Origin of the sequence: Saltatorellus ferox (assembly GCA_007751475.1) — a bacterium.
Classification (GTDB): Bacteria; Planctomycetota; UBA1135; order UBA1135.
In genome coordinates, this window is record CP036434.1 from 1206742 (window position 1) to 1221509 (window position 14768).

Genomic DNA, 14768 nt, shown 5'->3' on the forward strand with positions numbered 1-14768 from the left:
CTCGGGAATCGCGGAATCGAGGCGGTCCACCCGGGGAAGAGCGGGCCGTCGGCGGACGCCCACCGAACGGGGCTTCCCATCGGCGGATTCACACCGCCGATTTCACCGGTCAGGCGAGGAAGTCCTCGCGCCGGATGCCCGCGCGCTTCAGAGCGTCGTACAGCGTGCGGGCCGGGATGCCGGCGAGGTCAGCCGCTTCGCCGGCGTTGCCGCGGGTCGTCTTCAGGAGCGCGGTGAAGTACCGTCGGTCGAAGTCGAGGAGCACCTCGTCCCGTGCTTCCTTCCAGCCCCGAGATGGGGACACGTCGAGCTCGGGAGGCGCGCCCGCGACCCCGACGTGTTCCTGGGACGCACCCTGCCGATACCTGCGGACCGCCGGAGGCAGGTCTTCCAGACCCAGCCAGGTCCCATCGGCCAGCAGCACCGCCCGCTCGACCAAGTTGATCATCTCCCGGACGTTGCCAGGCCAGGGATAGACGAGGAGCGCCGCCAGCGAGGCATCGTCGAATCCCTGCACGTTCGAACGAAGCACGCTTGCGAAGTGCTCCACGTGATTCTGGGCCATGCGGAGGATGTCCTGGCGCCGCTCCCTCAGGGGAGGGATGTCGAGCGTGACGACGCTGAGCCGGAAGTAGAGGTCGGCTCGAAAGCGCTTCGCCTCTACCTCGGTTTCGAGGTTCCGGTTCGTGGCCGCGATGATCCGCACGTCCACGTCGACGGCCTTTTCGTCCCCGATGGGCTGGATCTTTCGTTCCTGGAGCGCGCGGAGCAGCTTGCTCTGAAGCGCCATCGGCATCTCGCCGATCTCGTCGAGGAAGAGCGTCCCCCCGTGCGCCAGTTCGAAGCATCCTCGGCGCCTCTGGATCGCTCCGGTGAACGCGCCCGGCGCGTGGCCGAAGAGTTCCGACTCCATGAGAGACTCTGCCATTGCCGCGCAGTTGATCGCCACGAAGGGACCCTTGGCGCGGCGACCTTCGGCGTGAATGGCCTGGGTCAGGTACTCCTTGCCCGTGCCGGTTTCGCCGGTGATGAGCAGGGACGTGTCCGCTCGGGCCACCTTCCGCGCGACGGCCAGCAGCTCCTTCATTTTGGGGGACTCCGAGGCAAAATCGGACAGGCGGCTGCTGTCTTCTGCGAGCTGGGCCGTCGCGTCGATCTCCTCCTGGCGCCGCCTGGCGAGGGCGCGGACCGCGTCCCGGAGCTCGCCCTTCTCGAGCGTCCGTCCAAGGACGGCGTGGGTGCCGGCCGTGATCAGCTCGGCCCTTCGGGCTTCGACCTCAGCCAGTTCGGAGCCCTGACCTCCGATGAGTGCCACGCTCAGAGGCGGCGTGCCACCGGCCGCGGCTTTCTTCAGCGCCGCCAGGGGCGTCGCCCCCAGGAGTTCGTGGTCGATGACGAGCACGTCTCCGGTGTGCTGCTGGATCCAACCTATCCACTCGGCGCCTCTCGGGAGCACGAGGACTTCGAACTCGTCCTGGAGCTGGTCGGCAAGCCACGGCGCGGAGCTGAGGCGGGGCGCGGCCAGAATCACGCGGGGAAGCATCCGAGCACTTTATCAGCGGATGCCTCGACCTTTCGGCGGAGAATCGCCGATCTGGATCGGAAGGATCCCGCCGAGGACGATCGTTCCCGGGGTAAGAATCGTCTCTCACCCACGCCGAAGCGGATGGTTGCAGAGCGGACCGGGAGTTGCAGAGCGGGGCGGACACCTGGACAGACCGGCTGTCCATTCCTTCGCGCTGTCATGGCGCGCGTGCCTCGATGAAGCCAAACGAAGACCACCTGGAGCCCGACGCGACCGAAAACCCCGGTGACTCCATGAGCGCAAGCCGTCCCGCCGTGGGGGCGCGGAATCTCCAGGAGGCCGATGCGGCGGGGGAGTCACCAGGTGTTCCTCCTGCCGCCGGGCCACACGCTTTGTCGGCCGGTGGGCGGCGGCCGCCGCCACGCCTGCTTCGCTGACCAGAACGAAAGAACGCCTGGCTTCGGCTCCCATTCAGGAGCCGAAGCCAGGCGTTCTCCAGACTCGAGGAGGGGGTGTCAGCTGGGCCGACGCTTCCTCCGAGGCACGGGCCGACTTAGAAGTTCGAGCTCGGGCACCAGCGCAGGCGTGCCAGTGCACCTGAGCCAACGAAGTTGACCTGGATGCTGCGGACGGCACCGATGGGCGCCACCGGGGAAAGCGTCTGCACGGAGTTGTCGCCCAGTGCGTTGATTTCGAGGATGTCGACCACCGCGCCGAACTCGTCGAAGAACGTGAACACGTCGCGCTCGAGGCCGTCGACGTCCAGAACCTTGGCGTTGAACACGATGATGTCCTCGGTGAACTCGAAGAGCATCTGACCGCCGCCCGCTTCGTCGTCGGGCGAGTCGATGAGGCCGTCGCTGTTCGCGTCCACGTCGTTCTCGGCGATGATCAGCACGAGGCCGAGCGCCTCGGTGTTGCCGATGCCGGGGCCGGGGGTCATGAGGTCGAAGTCACCGCCCGTCGGGTTTTCGCTGTCGAACAGAACGACCTTGTTGGGGTGACCCGCCACGTTGTTGTTCGCGGAGATCGAAACACCGAGGTCGAGGTACTGGTTCGTGATCACCGTGCCCATCTGCTCGGCGCGGGGTCCGCCGAACGGCGTCTCGTCGAGGTTGATGTTCAGCGGGCACGGAACCATCCCGAGGCGAGCCAGGGCTCCCGAGCCACCGAAGGCCACTTCGAATCGGCGCACGTCGCGCTTGTCGAAGGTCAGCGTCTGGATCGAGTTGTCCCCGAGGTTCATGAGCGGGATCGTCTCCAGCGTCATCGCCGCGCCGACGTAGAAACGCAGCTCGGAAAGCTGGTTGTCGTCGATGTCGAGGACCGTGGCGGAGCACATGCGGTACGGCTCCGAAAAGTCGAAGCGCATGACGCCGCCGTCGATGCTGTCGTCCGGAACATCGACGAGGCCGTCGCTGTTTCCGTCCGTGATATCGGTCGGGAGGATCAGAACCTTACCGAGGCCCGTGGTGTTGTTCGCACCGTAGCCCGGGGTGATGAGGTCCGTGTCGTTGCCCGTCGGGTTGGCGGAGTCGAAGACGATGACCTCGTCCGGGCGCCCGTTGTTGCCGAGACCGGCGATGGTCATGCTGATCTCGCTCCACTGGTCGCTCATGAACTCGCCTGTCTGCGGGTCCGCAACGCCGAGCTTGTAGTTCGGGTCGAACGTCTGGCAGAGCGTGCCGCCGTTGCCCTGAAGAGGAACCCAGGTTCCCGTCGAGCTGAAGCCGTTCGGCTCACGCGTCAGGACGTAGAGTTCAACGCCGAAGTTGGCGGGCATCGATGCCGGGACGGGGAGCACGAGGCTCGCCTGACCCACTCCGTTCATGATGCCGCGTCCGATCGGAACCGACGTGCTGAGATCCACCGGGGCATCCATCGTGGAGCCCGACCAGATCGCGAAAGGAGCGTTGGGCTGGCCGCTCACGTCGATCCGGATCTCCATTCCGGAGGTCGTGGTCTGGGTCCAGGCGTCGATGTCAGAGGCGGCAGCGTGCGTCGCAAACGCAACGCTACAGAGCGTCAAAAAGGCAGAATTCTTCATGGTGATTGGGAGAACGGAGGCTGGGTCGACGGAAACGTCCGACCCGGTCCTATTGAATACCGCGGAGACCCCAGGTTGGGGGTGAAACCGAGATGAAGGCTGGCAAGATGTCGGGCTTGTAAGGAAGGGTATGACTCCAATTGGCTTGACGCCAAGTCCGCCCGGGGAGGGGGGCTGTCTCATGAAGAAACACGCATTCGGCGGCTCCGTTCCGCCGGAATACTACACCACTCGATTCCGCGTGGTGGCCCGGCCCGAGCGATGGCCGGCGGAATTCACCATCATCACGGCGTGTGCTCCAACGGGGGAGCTCTGGCCTCTGGAGAGAAGTGCGGCTGCCGACCGAGCCCTGGCCCGGGTCCTTTATGAAGAAGGCCGATGGCACCATCGGATCACCGGCTACGATCCGCTAGGGGATCACGCCGAGCCGGGCTGGGCCATCGAGCAGACGGTCGACGAAGGGATCTCCCTCGCGGCCCGGTTCGACCAGCTGGGCCTCTACGTCGTTCAGGGCGGCGAGCTCTTCGTGATCATGACGGCGGCGCCCGACCGCCTTTCACCGGTCGCGCCTTTCCTCGATCGGCTCGACGATCCGCACTAATCCCCCTGGTCGTCCTTCGGCTCTCAGTCGACGGACGGACTCGCGTCAGTCTTCGGGATCCCAGCCGCAGTCCTCCAGGCGAACTCGGCCGTTCTTGACGGCCACGCCTTCCGCTCGCAGGAGCTGTGCCTGGTCCCTGGCCGTGCCGCCGGCGACCCGGATCGTTCCGTCGGATCCCAGCACTCGATGCCAGGGTACGCCGCTGTGGTTGACGAAGCGCCTCAGCGTCGATCCCACGAAGCGCGCCGCCCGCGGCAAGCCCGCTTCCTCGGCCACTTGACCGTAGCTGGCGACCCTTCCTCTCGGGATGGAATCCACCGTCGCCAGAACCCGCTGAACCCGGATGTCCTGGAGCAGCTCCGGCGCGGACTTCTCCCGAGGCTTGCCCGGGCTCACGGGGTCTTCCTCTGGGCAAAGTGCTCCGTCAGCGCCGCCGCGACGACCGTCTTGATGAGCGCACCCCAGAGGAACGGAGTGACGCCGTATTCGATCGCAGCGGAGAGCCCCACGAACCTCGCCAGCCAGGCGGCTCCGAGCGCGAGGATCAACGCATGGGCCGTCGCCATCACCATCAGCGAGAAGAGCACGCCGCGCCCCGCGAAACCGGACAGGAAGGCCGCGGGGACGAAGCCCACCACGTACCCGGCCGTCTTCAGCTCGAGGAAGGCACGGCCCGGTGCCGCGTCTCCGTTGGACAGAATCGGCGCGCCGAGGAGGACGAGAGCGAGGTAGGCCGCCGCGGCTCCTGCTCCAATACGTGCACCGAGCAGTCCTCCCACGGCGAGTACCGCGAGCGTTTGCAGGGTCATGGGAACCGGTTCGAGTGAGACGTTCACGCGTGCCCCGAGCGCGATGCTGATCGCGCCGACCAGGATCCAGATCGCCGCCCACGCCGGGTTCGATCCACGTTCTCGACTCCGCCCGAGGCTATTGCTTGCCATGGGCGTGTCGTTTCTCGAACATCGTTGCCTGGCCGATCGTCTCCTGCGTAACCATGATGAATACTCTCCAGCATCGTACGGTCTCGCCTTCGCTTCCGCAGCGGCGCCTGGCGACGATCCTGATGCGCGCGTGGGTGATGGGTATGGTCCTCGGGGGCGCCGCTTGCTCGTCCGACGAATCAGCCCACGCGGATCCACGCTCCGGGGGCGAGGCCGCCCGGGCCGGGTCCGAATCTGCAGCTTCCTTGGAGTCTGCATCGATGGCAGCAGCGACCGCGGATCGACCGGCGGAGGCAGCCGGGCCTTCCGCTAGCGAGCCACTCGATCCCGAGCCACTCGATCCCGAGCCACTCGATCCCGAGGCACTCGATCCCGATGCAGCTGGCCCAGAGCTACGCGATCTCGAGTTCCTGGTCCTCATGCCGGGTGGTGAGCCAGCCACGTTCGTCGAGGTGCTCCTCCTCGACATGGAGAGGGTGGACAGGACGAGCCTGCTCCGCGCCACGGGTGGCGATCCCGACGCGGAGAAACTCCTCGAAGTCCTCGGGACGAGGAAAACGACCGACAGCCGGGGCCGCGTGGTCTTTCGAGCGAGTGGCGGCGGGCTCCTCGCCAGCGCCTCTCTCGGCAGGCTCTTCGCCACGCGACCTTTCTCTCCGACGGCCGAGGGCGCCGAGGTCCTGACGCTCCAGCTCGCGGTCGACTCCAGCGTACGGGCTCGGGCCGTCGACGCCGATGGGGCCCCGATGCCGGGGATCCCGATCGCTCTCACGATGGAGCTTCCAACGCCCGGTGCCAACACGCCGGCGCGGTGGGTCGACCTCGCGATCCGGGAGGCGAGCGGCGCGGACGCCACCGTGCGATTCCGGGATCCCCGCGGCGGCGTGCAATCGCCTGGCGGGAAGAACATGACGCGCTTCGGACTTCGCGCCGCCATCCCGGGCCTCGCCGATCCGACGCCTGTCCTGTTCGATCCCGACGCTCCGCCGGAAGCGCCCCTCGATCTCACCGTGCCGCGGCTTTCGTCCTTCGTGGTGGAGGTGCTGAGCCCGACCGGTCAGCGGCTCGACATCGAGGCCGACGTCTTCGTCGAGGCGCAGAACGCTCCTGCGGGCTCGAAGCTGCGCGCCCGGCTCCAGGACGGGCGCGCCACATTCACGGCGATCGTTCCGAAGACGCTCCTGCGGGTGACGGTCCAGCCGCTCGACGGCGGGGCCGCCTTCGAAGGGATCGGGCCTGGTGCCGACCTACCGGGTGACGTGGCGATGATCTCGGTCTCGATGGGTGGAGCCGTGGGGAGGAAAGGGCGTTGAGCCTCCTTCGTTCGAAACCACGGCTGCGCTCGCTCGCAGCGGTCGGTTGGCTCATGGCCGCCTCGTGCAGCGCTCCCGTCGCATCGTCCACGGGCGCCGACCGCGAGGGCGGCCCGTCGGCGCCGCGCGCCCCGTCCTCTGCTCGCGTGTCCCTCGCGAGGCAGGCCGCGGGTCCCACGGTCCTCGTGACCGGGCCAGGCGGCGAGTCGCTGGCCGGCGTCGAGGTCTGGCTCGTCGACCCGCGCAGCGTGGACCCCGAGCGTGCCGTGATCGCCAGCCGGACGCTTGGTGACTGGGTCGAAGCCTCGCGCGCCGTCGCGACGGAGGTCCTCTCGACGGACGATCGCGGGCTCGCGCACTTCGAGGCCAGGTGCGAGGAGGGCTTCCTCGTGGCTGCGCGACGCGACGCACTCTTCGGACTGGTGGAACGCGTGGTCCCGCTTCCCCCGAAGGAGCAGGTCCCGCTGCAGCTCCTCGCTCGCGCGGCCTACCCCGTTCGCGTCGTGGATGCGAGCGGCGCACCGGCCCGCGGTGTGGCCCTGACGCTCGCCGCGCCCGATCCGGCGACCCCGGACGAATCCTTCGCCCTTCCTTCCAGCGCGTTCACAGACGAGCGTGGCCTCGCCACCCTCTACGAGCCTCCGCCCGTCGCGACCGGGGTCTTCGAGGGGCTCGACCAGGTGCCCGAACGCGTCGCGATTCTCAGGATCCCCGTCGGCGGCCTCGCGCCGGTGCCGCTCGCCCCTGGCGGCGAGCGCGTGAACGTGGAGCTCCCGCCCTTGCAGCCGATCGAGCTACGCTGTCAGCACGCGGCATTCTCCGAGGACCACTGGGCCGGTCTGGTCCAGGTCTTCCTCGCCTCCGACGGCAGCCGCTCCGAGCGCACGCTGGCGCAAGCCTTCGAGGCAGGACGCATCCGTCTGCCCTACGCGTCACGGCGGGAGGACCTTCGGCTCCATGCCGTCATCAGCGAGGCGGCCGCGCCCGGTCGCTTCATCGGGATGCTCACCCTGGACGCGCCCGCGACGGGTGTCATCGACCTCCCTCTCGATGAGGGATTGATCGTGACCGGTCGCTGCGTCGACGCCGAGGGCTCGGCGCTGGCCGATCAGACGATCGACCTCTTCGTGGTGGGTGATGCGAGCACGGCGTGGACGCTCGTCACCGACGGCGAGGGACGGTTCCGCTGGTTGCTCCTGCGACCCGGGAAAGCGCTGGCTCGGGTGGTGATCGGGGCCCGGACCCGCGGTACCGGCCCCCCGAAGAAGTCGACGAAACGCCTCGGCGACGTTTCGGCGGGAGAGGTCGTGGACGTGGGCGTCCTGACGCTTCGCTGAGGCGTTTCGTCGACTTCCCGGATTCCGGATTCCTGTCCTGGCGTCGAACGGCTCACTCGACGGACGCTATCGATCCTCGGCCCACTCGGTCCACTTCTCGTCGAACTCCGCCGCGTCCACGTCGAAGCTGCCCGCGAACGCCACGGCCTGGCGCTTCTCCAGCTCCTCTTCGGAGCCGGCGGTCAAGCCAGGGAACGGAACGACGACGGCGTTCAGGAACTTCGTCAGGTCTCCTTCGAGATCCAGGATCATGAACTCGACCTTGGACCACATCACCATGTGATCGCGCTCGTTCAGCTCAGCGCCCGGAAGCCAGCGGAACATGTCCGCCATGCTGGCGAAGAACTTGTTGTCGACCAGCTTGGCCACGCGCTCGTCCCACTCGTGGTGGTCGTCGGTCATGGGCCGCGCCATCGGGCCGCCGAGGACCCAGCGCGGGTCCACCTTGCGCGCGTAGTGGTAGCCCGTGCCGTAGCTAAGCCAGATGGGCGCGTTGAAGAGCTGCTCGTTGTGGCCGTTGATGAAGTTTCTGGCCAGGCCGGCCACGACGCGCGTGTGCAGCATGCTGTCGATCGGCTGCGGAACTTCCTGGTCCTTGTACGCCTCCGCGAGCACCTCGTTGTTCAGCGCGAAGAGCATGGTCTCGCCGACCTTCCCGGACGTGAACGAGTATTCGTTCTCGGCCTTCTCGTAGGCGCGGAGGTAGCGGCCCAGCTCGCTCTTGCGTTCGCAGATCAAGAGCAGGAAACGCTTGGGATGACCGAGGTACGGCTTCTCCTTGTCGCTGGCCATGGCCTCGAGGCCGAACTCCTTCACGTAGTCCGCGTAGAGATTCTCGGCGCGCTGGGCGTAGAGGTGCAGCCGGATCCAGGGGTCGAGTTCCTTCTTCGGTGCCTTGAACCGACCGAGCTTCTTCTTGAGCTGCTTGAACTCCTCCTTGAGCTTGTCCTTCTCCTCGCGGTCGTTCGGGATCTTGTACGTGCCGAGGCTGCTTCCGATCCGGAAGTGCTCGGTCTCGACCCAGAGGAAGTCGAGGCCCCCCATGGTCGCCTGGACGTTCTCGGTGCGCTCGCCGTAGGCCCATCCGAACGAGCCCACCTGTGAGTAGCCGAGCAGGGCAAACTTCGCGGGATCGTTCTCGGTGTAGGGATCGATCTCTTCGAACTCCTCCATGCCTCCGCCCTGCTGCTGGGCGATCGCGCTGGAGGCGAAGAAGAGGCAGAGCGCGGAGAGAGCGGCGAGCGCGATGAGGGGCTTGCGGTGGCGAGTCAAGGCGTGATGGGGGCAACCGGGGGAAGGGAGGATGGAAAGGGCGGCGCGCACTGGTATGCCCGCCGCCCCCTGTAGATCCACGGACTCTCGATCTTGCCAGCGAAGACGCTTCACGCGCCTCCGCTGGACCGGGTTCGATCAGAGTTCGTTCTTCTTCGCTGCGTCGGCGATCTCTTTCGCGTTCGCCTGGCGCTTCAGCTCGAGCTGGGTGGCCTTCTCGATCTCTTGGCTCAGTTCGAGGCGCTCGGACTCACACTTGTTGATCTCCTTGACGAACTTCGCGAGCTTGCGCGAGTCCGGACCGTCCTTCTCCAGGATGGCGTCATGGGAGGCCTTGAGATCGAGGTAGCGCTCGTCGATCACGTCCATCTTGTCGATGATCTTGGCGATCTTCTTCACGGACGAATCGGGCTTGCCCTTGTACTCCTTGGCGATGACACCTTTCATCGACTCCCAGAGCTTGACACGCGACGTGTCCGACTCGAGAGGGTCGTGGTTGGATCCATCGGCCGAACAGACGAAGAGGTGCTCCGGTTGCTCGAGAGTGAAGGCGTTGTGGAACGGATGGTCTTCTTCCATCACGTCCACAGGGAGCTTGACGCAGTGGAACCAGCGCGCCAGCAAGAAGGTCTTTTCGTTGTCGACGCCGCCCTTGAGCAGAGCATCGTCGGTGCCGTTGCAGACCTTGCACTCGCGCAGCACGAGAAGCGGGCGCGGGTCGTTCCCCGCAATGGCTTTCATGGCTTCCTCTCGGGAAAGGGCGCGCTGCACGCTTCGTGCAGTGGACCCCTCCGTGACCTCTTTGGTCTCCGGTTGGTACACCGGATAGTCCCAGGTCAGCTTGAGGATGGCTTTGGCAGTGGCGCCGCGAACGACGGGGGCAGCGTTAGAAGTGGGTTGTGGCGAACTCGACACAGAGGGCCCGCTTCATCAGCCGGGTGAGAAAGGAACGCTGGGCGTTCCGATCGCGGAGGTGGCCAGCAGGGCGAGCGCCGAGGCGCCAGCTGCCGCGCCCATGAGAGCTTTCTTCAGCATGAGTGGCTTGAGAGTTAGAGGTGTGCAAGACCCGCGTTCAACGCGGGACCTATACGAGCCTACACGCCAAGGGCAAACCCGCACCATTTTCATGCGAAGTCGCCGCTGACGACTCCAGGAGGCCCCCTCCGAGCTTGCGCCGCTACCTCGCGGCTCGCCGCAGGGCCTCCTGGCCTTCTTCGCTCAGGCCGAGACGGCCGAGGTCATCTCGGATCTGCTCGGTGCGTCCGTATCCACCTGCGAACGCATTCGCTCGGGTCACCGCCACGGAGCCGAGGAAGGCTTCCTCGGAAGGAAATTGCTTCTTGAATTCGGCCAGCGCCCGCGGCACATGGCGGAGGCGGTACTTCTGGTGGTAGTCCTCGGCGAGCGTGAATCCGCTGAAGTCCTCGATCCCGGTCTCGATCGCGCCTCCCGACTTTCGAGCCACGCGCGCTGCTTCCGCTTCGGCAGCCTCTCTCTGCTCCTTCGAGCGCGGGAACACCGCCGAGCGATACTGGGTGCTCCATGCCTCACGGCAGGGGTTGTGGCTGCGAAAGAACACGGCGACCAGCTCTTCGTAGCGCGTGACCGTCGGGTAGAAGTCGATGTCGATCGCTTCCGCGTGATCGCCGATCGAGTGGTAGGTGGGATCGGGCGTGGTTCCGCCCGCGTAGCCGACGCGCGTTCGCAGCACGCCTTCGAGACCCCCGAACTGGGAGTCAGGGCCCCAGAATCAGCCGAGCGCGAAGGTGGCCGTTTCGAACCGGCCGGTTTGCAGGATCGCGGCGGCCGCTTCATCGAGGCTGATCGGTGGGGTGGGCTTGGCGCCGCTCACGGATTCGTTGGACGTCATGGAAGGTTCGGTGGGTGGAGCGCAACCCAAGGAGAGGGCGGCCGCCCTCAGGAAGTGGGCGCGCTGGCGACGCAGCTGGATGAATGACTCAGGGTAGACCACGGGCCGCCCGCCCCACACCCCTCCTTCCATCCGTGAGGCCAGAATCCTCAGTCATCCCGGAGCGCCATCGCTCGGCGGAGCCCTTCCGCATGGCGCGGCACCCTGGCCGTCACGCACGTACCCCCAGACGGGTTCGACGTGACCCAGAAGTCTCCACCGGCGAGCCGCGCTCGCTCCTGCATGCTCTTCATGCCGATCCCCCCCTTGCCCGCGGGCGACTCGGCGCGACCGATGCCCTTGCCGTTGTCGCGTACGGAGAGTTCCAGGGAGTCGCCGTTCACCTCCAGAGTGACGTGAATGGACGTCGCGCCCGAGTGGCGCGATGCGTTGCGGATCGCCTCCTGGGCGATTCTGAAGAGCGCGAGGGCCGTTTCCTTCGGTGGTTCCTCCACGCCCGAATCGATCGCCAGTTCGACCGGCGCTTTGTCCGTTCGATTCCGGCGCGAGCACTCCGAGCGAAGCGCGGTCACGAGACCCAGGTCGTCCACGATCGTCGGGTGTAGCTGTCGCGACAGCGTGTGCAGATGAGTGGCGACGTTCTCGATCTCGCTCTGGAACGAACGCACGGTTTCCGTCATGCCGGATTCGTCGGTCGGACCGTTCGAGGGGCGCTTGAGGTCGAGAAGGTGGGCTTCGATGGCGAGCGCCGCGAGGCGCTGGGACAGGTCATCGTGCAGCTCTCGCGCGATCCGACTGCGCTCCGATTCCTCGGCGCGCACGAGGTTCTCGCGCAGGTCGGCGAGCGTCCTCGCATCCTTGTCCCGGCGGGAAAGATCGCTGATCATCGCGATGATCGACGTGACCTCTCCCGACTCGGAGCGGGTCGGGGCGAAGTGCCACCGACAGCGTTTGACCTGGAAGTCACCGACGCGCGTCATGGCCACGAGGCTGAAGTCCTCGCACTCGACGAACGCCCGTTGGATGGCGTCCTTGCCGAGTTCCTCGTCGTCGAAGAGCTCCCATGGATGTCCCTCGACGACCTCGTCGTGTCCCCAGGCGAACAGCTCATCCGCGCGTTCGTTTCTATCGGCCAGCGATCCGGAAGGAGTCCAGGACAGGATCGCTGAAGGCGCCGTATGGAAGAGGCGGCGGAAGCGTCGCTCGCTGGCGCCGAGCCGCGCCTCCATCGCCTTGCGCCGCGAGACCTCCTGGGTCAGAGCGAAGTTCCGCCGCCCGAGCGAGCGGTTGCGCAGGAAGAAGAGGCGAAGCACCGCCAGCAGCGCTGCTCCAGCGAACGACCATCGAACCCAGGCCCGTTCGAACCAATAGGGGGCGATCACCAGCGTCTTGGAGCGCATCGGCGTCGACCAGGTGCTCGTGGGCGTGCGGGCTCGCACCTCCAGCGTGTACCGACCGTTCGGGAGGTTCGGGAAGCGCGCCGCTCGAGCCGAGCCTGCATCGATCCACCGTTCGTCGAACTCGACCATCCTGTACTGGAAGGAGGCGTGGCTCGACGTCGGAAAGATGGGGGCGGTGAATTCGTAGAGGACGTTCACCGAATCGCGATAGTGACCGGCTTCGTTCATCGGAGCGCCGTTCACGTAAGGTCCTCGGATCAACACGCGCGGTGAAGCGCTCGGCGGCGGAAGGGAAGATCTGTCGAAGATCGCGACGCCCTCGAGCGTGGGAAGCGCGATGGCACCATTCGCCAGGACCGCGCCGAGCGCTCCGTTAGCTTCCGGCACCCGGAACGTCTGAGCTTCTATGGTCATGGTCTTGCCCGCGGCGTGGGCGTCGAGGCTCGCGGTCGAGGCGCGGATCACTCCGGCGTTGGAATGCACCCACAGGTAGCCGCTGTCATCGACGGGCGCGATCCAGGCGAGGAAAGGATCGGGTAGACCGGCGGCCTTCGACCAGTGTTCGAGGGGGCCCGCCGCGCCGAGGCGAAAGAGTCCCTGGCCGTAGGTGCTGATCCAGATCTCCCCGCCGTGACCAGGTCGCAGGTGTCGAACGCTCGCCTGACCCAGTTTCGCGATCGTCATCCACTCTCCCGACTTCGTATCGAGCCTCAGAAGCTCGCTCCGACTGGCAGCGATGGGCGCGCCGCGCGCATAACACAGCGCCACGATTCCCGACGGGGGCAAAGGAAAGCTCGCCAGTTCGCCGGAGGATCCGCGACCCGCTTCGACCTGCTCGAGTCGACCCTGAAAGACGAGCCAAACATCGCCGTCAGGGGAGGCGATGATCGGTCCTGCAGGGCCTCGCCAGCGTGGATCCGGCAGCAGGATGCCGTCCTCGAAGCGCGCGAGACCTCCGCGGGTGGAGAGCCAGGTGACCCCCGAGGTCGAAGCGGAGCTGTTCGAGTGATAGTCGCTCGGGTCGATCACTTCGATGGGCGTTCGCTTGCCCTTTTCGTCAAGCAGGAAAGCAACCTGTCGATCCCCCCCCAGGATGAGCGCGTCTCCTCCGGGCAGCGGATGAACATGGGCCGCGGCCCATCTCGGAAAGTCCTGGTGGAGGTCCACCAGGACGGTGCTGCTGGTTTCGACGTATTGCAGAGCATCGAGTTCGGTGCCGATCCATAGGTCACGAACCGATCCGGATCCCTGCAGCAAGCAGCGTACGCCGCGCGGCACGTCGAGCTGCGCGATGCCTTCGGTTCCGATTCGGAGCCTTTGCTCCGGGGAGTCACCTCGCCACATGGCGAAGACTCCCGCGCTCGTCGCCAGAAGGCGCGTCGCGCCCTTGTGGGGGACCTCGTCCTGCAGGCGAACCTGGCCGAGGGACAGGGTCTCCGCTGGTGGGCCACTGAGCGATACGACGTCTCCCGACGCGGTCTGCGACCAGACGTAACCCTCGAAGTCGGTCGTGAGCCACACGGAGCGGCGGTGATCGACACACTGGAATCCGTCGGCGTCGCGCTTGAACACCCCCTCCCGCGTGGCGATCCAAAGCGATCCTTCGCCGTCTTCCACCAGCCGGCTCAGCGGCCCCCCAGGAAGACCGCTCTCCTCCCCGAAGACCTCGAGTTCGTCGTCATGGAAGCGCGCGAGCTTGTGGCCCACGAGCCAGAGCGCGCCGTCCTTCGTCGCGAGGAACTGACGAACGCTGTGCAGGTCTTCGGCCTCGGAGATGCGGCGGAATCGATCGTTCTCGAGGACGCACGGAGCTGCCTGGGCGGCTCCGATCCAGACCCTGCCGCTCGGGTCCCTGTGGAGCGCGATGATCCGGTCGCCGTCGAGGCCCTCGTGATCCGCGGACAGGAGCGTTTCGAAACGGGCGCCGTCGTACCGGGCGAGGCCCGCCGTCGTGCCTACCATGAGGAACCCTTGGTCGTCGTAGCCAAGGGCGTTGATCGTGTTGCTGGGTGCCCCGTCGGCCACGGAGATCGTGGTGCGCATGAGCGCCGGGCCCTGCAGGGCCGCGTGGGCCAGGGGAGCAGATGCCAGGAGAACGAGGAGCAGCGCGATTCTCATCGACCGATCGCCTCCCCCCGGCCATCGTCCCCTGAGGTCGACCCCAGGACACCGCGCAGCGCCCCGGGGACGGAGTATCCCTTCCCACGCCGATGGCGGGGATCGATGGCCGTGAGGCCGCTCGAACGACCAAAGGCATCGATGCGGCCAGGAAGTCGCGTCGTGCCGATGGGAAGAGCGCTCACGATGACGAGGCTGAGGGGGACTACCTGTTCCATGACGCCGGGTTGTGAAGTGTCCTTCATGCTAGCGGAACGAGCCGCAGTTGGATCCGGATTCCCGCGCAGGAGCGACGTGCGCTCTGCAAGAGTTTTTGCCGACGCGGGAATCTCCGGATCCATGGC

General features: G+C 66.5%; 11 protein-coding genes and 1 pseudogene. 3 read left to right on the forward strand and 9 right to left on the reverse strand.

All coding sequences use genetic code 11. The features are described from left to right. Window positions 1-109: 109 nt before the first annotated feature. Window positions 110-1543 carry a sigma-54 interaction domain-containing protein gene (locus Poly30_RS04465; RefSeq protein ID WP_145194823.1) on the reverse strand — a complete coding sequence of 478 codons (1434 nt, stop codon included), beginning with the start codon at window positions 1541-1543 and terminating at the stop codon, window positions 110-112. A 535-nt stretch (window positions 1544-2078) separates the two neighbouring features. Then, window positions 2079-3572, reverse strand: a complete 1494-nt coding sequence (locus tag Poly30_RS04470) for a hypothetical protein (protein WP_145194824.1) — start codon at window positions 3570-3572, stop codon at window positions 2079-2081. 181 nt (window positions 3573-3753) lie between these two features. Here Poly30_RS04470 and Poly30_RS04475 point away from each other — a divergent pair, with 181 nt between their 5' ends. Further along, entirely contained in the window at window positions 3754-4173 is a 420-nt protein-coding gene (locus Poly30_RS04475; protein ID WP_419190946.1) for a DUF3293 domain-containing protein, read from the forward strand. 45 nt (window positions 4174-4218) lie between these two features. On the opposite strand, the gene Poly30_RS04480 is transcribed toward Poly30_RS04475, so the two are convergent. After that, window positions 4219-4569 (reverse strand): MGMT family protein, encoded by a 351-nt coding sequence (locus Poly30_RS04480; RefSeq protein ID WP_145194826.1) that lies wholly within the window; start codon window positions 4567-4569, stop codon window positions 4219-4221. Beyond that, window positions 4566-5114, reverse strand: a complete 549-nt coding sequence (locus Poly30_RS04485; RefSeq protein WP_419190947.1) for a biotin transporter BioY — start codon at window positions 5112-5114, stop codon at window positions 4566-4568. Before Poly30_RS04485 ends, Poly30_RS04480 begins: the two co-directional genes overlap by 4 nt. 53 nt (window positions 5115-5167) lie before the next feature. Between Poly30_RS04485 and Poly30_RS04490 the strand changes: the two genes are divergently transcribed. After that, window positions 5168-6427 carry a hypothetical protein gene (locus tag Poly30_RS04490; RefSeq protein WP_419190948.1) on the forward strand — a complete coding sequence of 420 codons (1260 nt, stop codon included), beginning with the start codon at window positions 5168-5170 and terminating at the stop codon, window positions 6425-6427. After that, window positions 6424-7764 carry a hypothetical protein gene (locus Poly30_RS04495; protein ID WP_145194829.1) on the forward strand — a complete coding sequence of 447 codons (1341 nt, stop codon included), beginning with the start codon at window positions 6424-6426 and terminating at the stop codon, window positions 7762-7764. Before Poly30_RS04490 ends, Poly30_RS04495 begins: the two co-directional genes overlap by 4 nt. 66 nt (window positions 7765-7830) lie before the next feature. Here the strand turns inward: Poly30_RS04495 and Poly30_RS04500 are convergent, their stop codons facing one another. From Poly30_RS04500 to Poly30_RS04520, 5 genes and pseudogenes are all read right to left on the reverse strand, one after another. Continuing rightward, window positions 7831-9036 (reverse strand): hypothetical protein, encoded by a 1206-nt coding sequence (locus Poly30_RS04500; RefSeq protein ID WP_145194830.1) that lies wholly within the window; start codon window positions 9034-9036, stop codon window positions 7831-7833. Between the two features lie 138 nt (window positions 9037-9174). Beyond that, window positions 9175-9777: a hypothetical protein gene (locus Poly30_RS04505; protein ID WP_145194831.1), complete on the reverse strand. Its 603-nt coding sequence runs from the start codon at window positions 9775-9777 to the stop codon at window positions 9175-9177. Between the two features lie 436 nt (window positions 9778-10213). Further along, window positions 10214-10774, reverse strand: a pseudogene (locus Poly30_RS04510) (peptide-methionine (S)-S-oxide reductase); the annotation flags it as partial. Window positions 10775-11055: 281 nt separating this feature from the next. Continuing rightward, on the reverse strand, window positions 11056-14424 hold the full coding sequence (locus Poly30_RS04515; protein ID WP_145194833.1) for an ATP-binding protein: 3369 nt from the start codon (window positions 14422-14424) through the stop codon (window positions 11056-11058). Next, window positions 14421-14669 carry a hypothetical protein gene (locus tag Poly30_RS04520; protein ID WP_145194834.1) on the reverse strand — a complete coding sequence of 83 codons (249 nt, stop codon included), beginning with the start codon at window positions 14667-14669 and terminating at the stop codon, window positions 14421-14423. The genes Poly30_RS04515 and Poly30_RS04520 overlap by 4 nt, the downstream gene beginning before the upstream one ends. Window positions 14670-14768: the final 99 nt, after the last annotated feature.

What these genes read in the sequence shown, in the direction of transcription:
- Poly30_RS04465 (WP_145194823.1), bottom strand. Translation starts at nt 1,543, where the DNA reads ATGCTTCCCCGCGTGATTCTGGCCGCGCCCCGCCTCAGCTCCGCGCCG.
- Poly30_RS04470 (WP_145194824.1), bottom strand. Translation starts at nt 3,572, where the DNA reads ATGAAGAATTCTGCCTTTTTGACGCTCTGTAGCGTTGCGTTTGCGACG.
- Poly30_RS04475 (WP_419190946.1), top strand. Translation starts at nt 3,754, where the DNA reads ATGAAGAAACACGCATTCGGCGGCTCCGTTCCGCCGGAATACTACACC.
- Poly30_RS04485 (WP_419190947.1), bottom strand. Translation starts at nt 5,114, where the DNA reads ATGGCAAGCAATAGCCTCGGGCGGAGTCGAGAACGTGGATCGAACCCG.
- Poly30_RS04490 (WP_419190948.1), top strand. Translation starts at nt 5,168, where the DNA reads ATGATGAATACTCTCCAGCATCGTACGGTCTCGCCTTCGCTTCCGCAG.
- Poly30_RS04505 (WP_145194831.1), bottom strand. Translation starts at nt 9,777, where the DNA reads ATGAAAGCCATTGCGGGGAACGACCCGCGCCCGCTTCTCGTGCTGCGC.
- Poly30_RS04515 (WP_145194833.1), bottom strand. Translation starts at nt 14,424, where the DNA reads ATGAGAATCGCGCTGCTCCTCGTTCTCCTGGCATCTGCTCCCCTGGCC.
- Poly30_RS04520 (WP_145194834.1), bottom strand. Translation starts at nt 14,669, where the DNA reads ATGAAGGACACTTCACAACCCGGCGTCATGGAACAGGTAGTCCCCCTC.